Source organism: Mycobacterium sp., from assembly GCF_036273375.1.
GTDB lineage: Bacteria > Actinomycetota > Actinomycetes > Mycobacteriales > Mycobacteriaceae > Mycobacterium.
In genome coordinates this window covers 1-7,756 of sequence record NZ_DASUHS010000168.1, presented here as the reverse complement: position 1 = coordinate 7,756, position 7,756 = coordinate 1, and the positions used below count along the sequence as shown (strand labels likewise).

The window sequence follows — 7,756 nt, the reverse complement described above, 5'->3', positions numbered from 1 at the left end:
CCTTCTCGCGATGGCCGAGGGTGAGCCGGTTCAAAAACTCCGCGCAGTCCGAGATCGACAATTCGCAGACCTCGGCGATGGACTTCGCGCCCCGGTCCCCCGCGGCCAGCGTGACGGCCAGGATCTCCGGCTTGAGCCGGGTGCCCGCACACTCAGGGCAGGGCACGTCACGCATGAAGCCCTCGTAGCGCTCCTTCATCTGCTCGGACTCGGTCTGCGCCATCTTGCGCTGCAAAAACGCCAGCACACCTTCGAAATCGGCGTAGTAGGACCGGGTGCGGCCGTACCGGTTGCGGTATCGCACATGCACCTGGTGGTCGGAGCCCTCGAGAATCGCCTTGCGGGCCTTGGCCGGCAGTTTGCGCCACGGGGTGTCGACGTCGAAGCCCAGCTCGTCACCGAGCCCGGCCATCATCCGGATGAAGTACTCCGCGGTGTGGCCCGTCGACCACGGAGCCACCGCGCCCTCGGCCAGGGTGCGCTCCGGGTCGGGCACCACCAGGTCCGGGTCGACTTCCTTGCGGATGCCCAGGCCGCTGCACTCTGGGCAGGCGCCGTAGGGCGAGTTGAACGAGAACGACCGCGGTTCCAGGTCGTCGACCGCCAGGGAGTGCCCGTTGGGGCAGGCCAGCTTCTCGGAGAACCGCTGCTCCCGGTTGTGCGCGTCGTGTTCGTGATCGACGAATTCGAGCACCACGATGCCGTCGGCCAGGTTCAGCGCGGTTTCCACCGAATCGGTGAGCCGCTGCTTGGCGGTCGCCTTGACGGTCAGGCGGTCCACCACCACCTCGATGTCGTGCTTTTCCTGCTTCTTCAGCTTCGGCGGATCGGTCAACGGGTGCACGACGCCGTCGACCCGCACCCGGCTGTAGCCCTGCGCGTTGAGCTTCTCGAAGAGGTCGGCGAATTCGCCCTTGCGGGTGCGCACCACCGGGGCGAGCACCAGGAATCGGGTGCCCTCCGGCATCGCCAGCACTTGATCCACGATTTGCTGCGGGGTCTGCCGGGCGATCCGCTCGCCACAGATCGGACAGTGCGGCGTGCCCGCTCGCGCGTAGAGCAGCCGCAGGTAGTCATAGACCTCGGTGATGGTTCCGACGGTCGAGCGCGGGTTGCGGTTGGTGGATTTCTGGTCGATGGACACCGCCGGGGACAGACCCTCGATGAAGTCGACGTCCGGCTTGTCCATCTGCCCCAGGAACTGGCGGGCGTAGGCGGACAGCGACTCCACATAGCGGCGCTGCCCCTCGGCGAAAATCGTGTCGAAGGCCAGCGACGATTTACCCGAACCCGACAGCCCGGTGAACACGATCAGCGCGTCGCGGGGCAGGTCGAGGTCGACGCCGCGCAGGTTGTGCTCGCGGGCGCCCTTGACGATCAGACGGTCAGCCAACGCTGCCCCTCTCAGGAACTATCTGGCGACTTCTCGTAGCCGCAATGCGGAATCCGAACCGGAATTGCGCGCGGCGCATTCCATGCTATGTGCCCATACCGACAAGCAACGTGCGACCAGTAACGTGGCCGCCAGCGACTGGCGCCGACGACCCCGCACCCGGCTCGGACGGCGCCCGGCGGGATCAAGGAGTGGCGCACATGACTGCAGTGGACGACAACTACACCGGACACGTCGACCCCGGTATCGCGGCCCGCCGGACCCTACCCGGCGCAACGATCCTAAAGGTCTCGGTGGGCCCGATGGACAACAACGCATATCTGGTCACTTGTTCCGCTACCGGCGAAACGCTGCTGATCGACGCCGCCAACGACGCGGACGTGCTGATCGACCTGATCCGGCAGAACGCGCCGAAGGTGTCACTGATCGTGACCAGCCACCAGCACTTCGACCACTGGCAGGCGCTCGAGGCGGTGGCGGCCGCCACCGGGGCGCCGACCGCCGCCAACGAGATCGACGCGGAACCGCTGCCGGTCAAACCGGACCGTTTGCTGGCGGGCGGTGACACCGTGCAAATCGGCGAGCTGACATTCGACGTCATCCACCTGCGCGGGCACACCCCGGGATCGATCGCGCTGGCCCTCGGCGGGCCCGCGACCGGTGGGGTCACGCAGTTGTTCACCGGCGACTGCCTGTTCCCGGGCGGCGTCGGGAAGACCTGGCAACCGGGCGATTTCACTCAGCTGATCGAGGACGTCAGCACCCGGGTGTTCGACGTGTATGACGACTCCACCGTCATCTATCCCGGGCATGGCGATGACACGGCGTTGGGCGCCGAGCGCCCCCACCTGAGCGAATGGCGCGAGCGGGGCTGGTAGCCCGACGCTACGTCGTCGTGTGCACGATCAACACGTCGGTCTTCGCCCGACGCGAGACGTTGGCCGGCACCGATCCCAGCAGCCGACCGGCGATCGTGCTCAAGCCGACGTTGCCGACCACGAGTAGATCGGCCTGCTCCTCCTCGGCGAGGTGCACCAGCGCGTCGACCGGAGCCCCGACAATGGGTCGCTCGTCGATGTTCTTCGCACCGGCGGCGTGGGCGCGGTCCTTGGCGTCGCGCAGAATCGCGTAAATCGGCGCGGTGCCCGAAACCTTGTAGCTTTCGTCCCGCAGGACGTCGGCGGCCCGGGCGTCCTCATGTTGGGGCAGGTATGCCGACGCCACGATCAGCTTGGCGTCCGCTCCGGCGATCTGCGCCGCCTTCTCCACCGCGCGCATCGACGAATCCGAGCCATCGGTTCCTACCACCACAGTCCGATAGGCGCCCATTTACCCTCCCAGTTTCGGTTGGTCAGCCAACCCAAGACAGTAGCGCGTTTGCTCGATGCGCAGGAGGCAGATTAGTCACACCGCGCGGCGTGGCGCGCCCGCAATTTGCAGGTTCTGGCTGCGGCAACGGAAGATATTGCTAATGACAAAACATTCAAATGCGTGCGGCCAACGTGGAAGGCATTGCATTACGCAGCTTTTCGTGAATGAAGACACGAAAAGTGAATGCTACGGACGTGGTTTGTGACCCGTTGCATGAATCGCGACTTAAAGTAACAAGCATCATGTCCATGCCCACCCTCGAGCCCACTCTCGAGCCGCGTGCCGAGGATATTGGTGCCGAGCCCGCCTCCGAACGTGCGCGCGGCAGGTTGCTCGATCCGTGGGCGATCGCCCTGTTCGCCACCGTTGTCAGCGCCGCCTGGGCCTGCCGGCCTTCGCTCTGGTTCGACGAAGGGGCGACGATATCGGCTTCGGCCAGCCGGACTCTGCCAGAGCTGTGGCGGTTGCTGGGCCACATCGACGCCGTCCATGGCGCTTACTACCTGCTGATGCACGGCTGGTTCACGCTGTTCGGTCCCACCGAATTCTGGTCGCGTTTCCCCAGTTCTCTGGCGATTGGAGCAGCCGCCGCCGGGGTCACGGTGTTCACCAGGCAGTTTTCGACGCGGCCCACGGCGGTGTGCGCCGGCGCGCTGTTCGCGATCCTGCCGCGTACAACGTGGGCAGGCATGGAAGCGCGCCCGTACGCCTTCGTGGCCGCCGCGGCCGTCTGGCTGACGGCGTTGTTCGTTGTCACCGTCCGGCGCAACAAGCCGCGCGGGTGGATCTGGTACGCGCTGGGATTGATGCTGTCGATACTGCTCAACCTCAACCTGGTGCTGTTGGTGCCGGTTTACGGCGCGATGCTGCCACTGCTCGCACCAAAAGGCGCCCGCAGATCTCCGGCGCTGTGGTGGGCCGCCAGCTCGGCCGTCGCCGTGGCGGTCATGGCGCCGTTCCTCGTGTTTGCGCACAACCAGGTATGGCAGGTCAACTGGATCTATCCGGTGAGCTGGCATTACGCCTTCGACATCATCCTGCGCCAGTATTTCGACCACAGCGTGGCCTTCGCCATCGCGAGCGCGGCCGTCATCGTCGCGGCGGTCGTGACGCGGCTGGCCGGCGCCCCCGCCCCGGCCGGTGACCTCGGCCGATTGTCGATCATCGCCACGGCGTGGATGGTGATTCCCACCGCCCTGGTCGTCGGCTATTCGGCCGTCAGCGAGCCGATCTACTACCCGCGCTACCTGATCTTCACCGCCCCCGCGATGGCCGTCGTCCTGGCGGTCTGCCTCGTCACCGTCGCCCGCCGACCCTGGCCCATCGCCGGCGGGGTACTGCTGTTCGCCATCGCCGCGGTACCGGATTACCTGTTCATCCAACGCTGGCCGTATGCCAAAGAGGGGTGGGATTACAGCCAGGTCGCCGATCTGATCAGCACGAACGCCGCCCCCGGCGATTGTCTGATGGTGGACAACACCGTGCCGTGGAAGCCCGGGCCGATTCGTGCGCTACTGGCCACCCGGCCAGCGGCCTTCCGATCGCTGATCGACGTGGAGCGCGGCGTGTACGGCCCGAAGGTCGGATCGCTGTGGGACGGGCACGTCGCCGTATGGCTGACGACGGCCAAAATCAACAAATGCCCGGCGATCTGGACCATCACCAACAAAGACACCTCGCTGCCCGACCATCAATCCGGGCGATCGCTGCCGCCCGGAAGCGCTTTCGGGCGCGCCCCGGCGTACCGATTCCCGGGCTACCTCGGTTTCCGCATCGTCGAGCGGTGGCAGTTCCACTACTCGCAGGTTGTCAAGTCCACGCGGTGACCTGCCGTTTTGCCAGCCGCGTGACGCGTCGGACTGAGCTCAGCCTACGGCGCCGACCGGCTGGACTTGTCGGGTGGCGCGCGTCGCGGCGTAAGACACCGCCACGCCGGCCGCGCTCAACGCGGTGAAGACCGTGAACAGCATGTGCGCCGCCATCTCCTCGCCGCCGGTGGCGGTGTTGACGACGACACCGGCCAATCCGGCGCCGATCGCCGCGGAAGTCAGCTGAACGGTGTTGATCGCCGCGGAGGCGGCGCTGCCTTCGGCCGGGTCCGCGACGGACGCCATCGCGCGGGCCGACAGGTGCGGCCAGGCCATCCCGATCCCGATGCCGGCGACCAGCAGGGCCACCGCCCACAGCGCGGCGGTCCACGCCGAGCCGTCGCCGTGCCGGGCCACGGCACCCAGCGCCAGGCCCGACGCCGCCACCATCGGCGCCACCAGGACCACCCGCCCGATCGTCCGCGGGTTCTCCAGCGATGCGCTGACGATCTCGCTGACCGTCCAGCCCAGTGCGAGCGCCGCTCCGAGGAACCCGGCCGCGATCGGCGTCAGGTGGGCCAGTCGCTGCCCGAACAGCGGCACGTAGGTGTTCACCATCGCTGCGCCCATCAGCACGCCCATGGTCAGGTAGATCCATTTCAGGGGGCCAGAAGAGAACACGCTGGGCGGCAAGATGGCCGCGTGCATGCGCCAGTCGACGATCACGAACACGCCGACCAGGCCGATGCCCGCCGCGAGTAACGCATATGTCGCGGCAGTGTTGCGCGGAATCTGCGCGACGCTGACGGCCAGCGAGGCCACCCCGATGATCAGCAGCGACCACACCGGGATTCTCATCCTGTGCGGGCCGCTCGTTGGGCTGACGCGGGCCAGCGCGACCGGGACCAGCAGGGCCATCAGCACGGTCAGAACGGCCATCGCCACAAAGGCCCATCGCCAAATCCCGAACTGCGCGAACAGGCCGCCCGTCGTGGGTCCGACCACCGTCGCAATCCCCCACATCGCCGACACCAGGGCAGAGCCCCGCGTCCACAACCAGCGGGGCAGGGCGGAGTTGATGACCGCATATCCCAGGCCCGCCAGCAAGCCCCCGGCCATCCCCTGCATGGCCCGCCCAGCAATCAAAACATGCATGGTGGGCGCGGCAGCGCAAACCAGGCTGGCGATGCCGAACACGGCGAGCCCCAGCACATATGACGACCGCGCCCCGATGCGCAGCAGCATCGGATTGACCATCGTCGCCGCGACCACCGACCCGACGAGATACAGGGTCGTCACCCACGCGTAGAGCCGGCTGCCGCCGATTTCCGCGATGGTGTTGGGCAATAAGCTGGTGGTCAGGAACTCATTGGTGGCGTAGAGCGCTACCCCGCCGGCCAGCAGTACGGAAGTTCTCAGATACCTCGCGCCCAGCAGCTCGCGCCAGCCGCCGGTGATAGTCGCCGCGTCGGTCACTCCTCTACCGTATGGGGTCACGCGCCGACAAGAGCAGGAGATCGGTTGCCAGCAAACTCATTTCAGGCCGGCGGCGTCCATCCCCCGCAGTTCCTTCTTCAAGTCGGCGATCTCGTCGCGGAACCGCGCCGCCAGCTCGAACTGCAAGTCACGAGCCGCGGCCATCATCTGGGCGGTGAGGTCCTTGATCAGGTCGGCCAGTTCGGCGCGCGGCATGTTGGCCGTATCGCGGCCCTCGTACACCCCCGCACTGACAACGCGGCCCGGCTCTCCCTGTGCGCGCCGGCCACGGGACGCATTGCGCCCTGACCCGCCGATCTCCACCGTCTCGCTGTCGTCCGCCTCGCGGTAGACCTGGTCGAGGATGTCGGCGATCTTCTTGCGCAGCGGCTGCGGGTCGATGCCGTGGGCCTCGTTGTACGCGACCTGCTTCGCCCGACGTCGCTCGGTCTCGTCGATGGCTTCTTTCATCGAATCGGTGATGGTGTCGGCGTACATGTGCACCTCACCGGAGACGTTGCGGGCGGCGCGGCCGATGGTTTGAATCAGGCTGCGCGATGACCGCAGGAAGCCCTCTTTGTCTGCGTCCAGGATCGCGACCAGCGACACCTCGGGAAGGTCCAGGCCCTCACGCAGCAGGTTGATGCCGACCAGCACGTCGTACTCGCCCAGCCGCAGCTGACGCAGTAGCTCCACCCGGCGCAATGTGTCGACCTCGGAGTGCAGATAGCGCACCCGGATGCCCATCTCGAGCAAGTAGTCGGTGAGGTCCTCGGCCATCTTCTTGGTCAGCGTCGTGACCAGCACCCTTTGGTCGGCCTCGGTGCGCTTCCGGATTTCGCCGATCAGGTCGTCGATCTGCCCCTTGGTCGGCTTGACCACCACCTTCGGGTCCACCAGGCCGGTGGGCCGGATCACCTGCTCGACGAACTCGCCGGCGGACTGACTGAGTTCGTACGGGCCGGGGGTGGCCGACAGGTAGACGGTCTGCCCGATTCGGTCGGCGAACTCCTCCCAGGTCAGCGGGCGGTTATCGCAAGCCGACGGCAACCGGAATCCGTATTCGACCAGGTTGCGTTTGCGCGACATGTCGCCCTCGTACATGCCGCCGATCTGCGGGACGGTGACGTGGGATTCGTCGATGACAAGCAGGAAGTCTTCCGGGAAGTAGTCCAGCAGGGTGGCAGGCGGCGAGCCCGGCCCCCGACCGTCGATGTGCCGGGAGTAGTTCTCGATGCCCGAGCAGAACCCGACCTGGCGCATCATCTCGATGTCGTAGTTGGTGCGCATCCGCAACCGCTGCGCCTCGAGCAGCTTGCCCTGGCCCTCCAGCTCGGCGAGCCGCTCGCCCAGCTCCGCTTCGATCGTCGAGATCGCCATCGCCATCCGCTCCGGGCCGGCGACGTAGTGGGTGGCCGGGAAGATCCGCAGCGAGTCGACCTGGCGGATCACGTCGCCCGTCAGCGGGTGCAGGTAGTACAGCGCCTCGATCTCGTCGCCGAAGAACTCGATGCGCACCGCCAGCTCTTCGTAGGACGGGATGATCTCCACCGTGTCGCCACGCACCCGGAACGAGCCGCGGGTGAACGACAGGTCGTTGCGGCTGTACTGGACGTCGACCAGCAGCCGCAGCAGACCGTCCCGGGGCACCTCGGTGCCGACCCGCAGTTCGACGGAGCGGTCCAGGTACGACTGCGGCGTGCCCAAG

Annotated in this window: 6 protein-coding genes; 2 read left to right on the top strand and 4 right to left on the bottom strand. The window is 66.8% G+C overall.

Annotation, left to right across the window (positions count from 1 at the left end):
* The coding region (locus VFW69_RS15880) for an excinuclease ABC subunit UvrA (protein WP_526502461.1) at positions 1–1,393 on the bottom strand (1,393 nt) is incomplete at its 3' end.
* A 200-nt stretch (positions 1,394–1,593) separates the two neighbouring features.
* Between VFW69_RS15880 and VFW69_RS15875 the strand changes: the two genes are divergently transcribed.
* A complete protein-coding gene (locus tag VFW69_RS15875; protein WP_526502460.1) occupies positions 1,594–2,271 on the top strand; it encodes an MBL fold metallo-hydrolase in 678 nt (225 codons plus the stop codon).
* Positions 2,272–2,278: 7 nt separating this feature from the next.
* On the opposite strand, the gene VFW69_RS15870 is transcribed toward VFW69_RS15875, so the two are convergent.
* Complete coding sequence (locus tag VFW69_RS15870; protein WP_064883444.1) at positions 2,279–2,722, bottom strand: universal stress protein; 444 nt, start codon at positions 2,720–2,722, stop codon at positions 2,279–2,281.
* A gap of 284 nt (positions 2,723–3,006) precedes the next feature.
* Between VFW69_RS15870 and VFW69_RS15865 the strand changes: the two genes are divergently transcribed.
* Positions 3,007–4,590, top strand: a complete 1,584-nt coding sequence (locus VFW69_RS15865; protein ID WP_526502459.1) for a mannosyltransferase — start codon at positions 3,007–3,009, stop codon at positions 4,588–4,590.
* Between the two features lie 39 nt (positions 4,591–4,629).
* On the opposite strand, the gene VFW69_RS15860 is transcribed toward VFW69_RS15865, so the two are convergent.
* Positions 4,630–6,048 (bottom strand): MFS transporter, encoded by a 1,419-nt coding sequence (locus VFW69_RS15860; protein WP_526502458.1) that lies wholly within the window; start codon positions 6,046–6,048, stop codon positions 4,630–4,632.
* A 57-nt stretch (positions 6,049–6,105) separates the two neighbouring features.
* Positions 6,106–7,756, bottom strand: a 1,651-nt coding sequence (gene uvrB, locus VFW69_RS15855) for an excinuclease ABC subunit UvrB (protein WP_526502457.1), incomplete at its 5' end; no start/stop codon positions are given.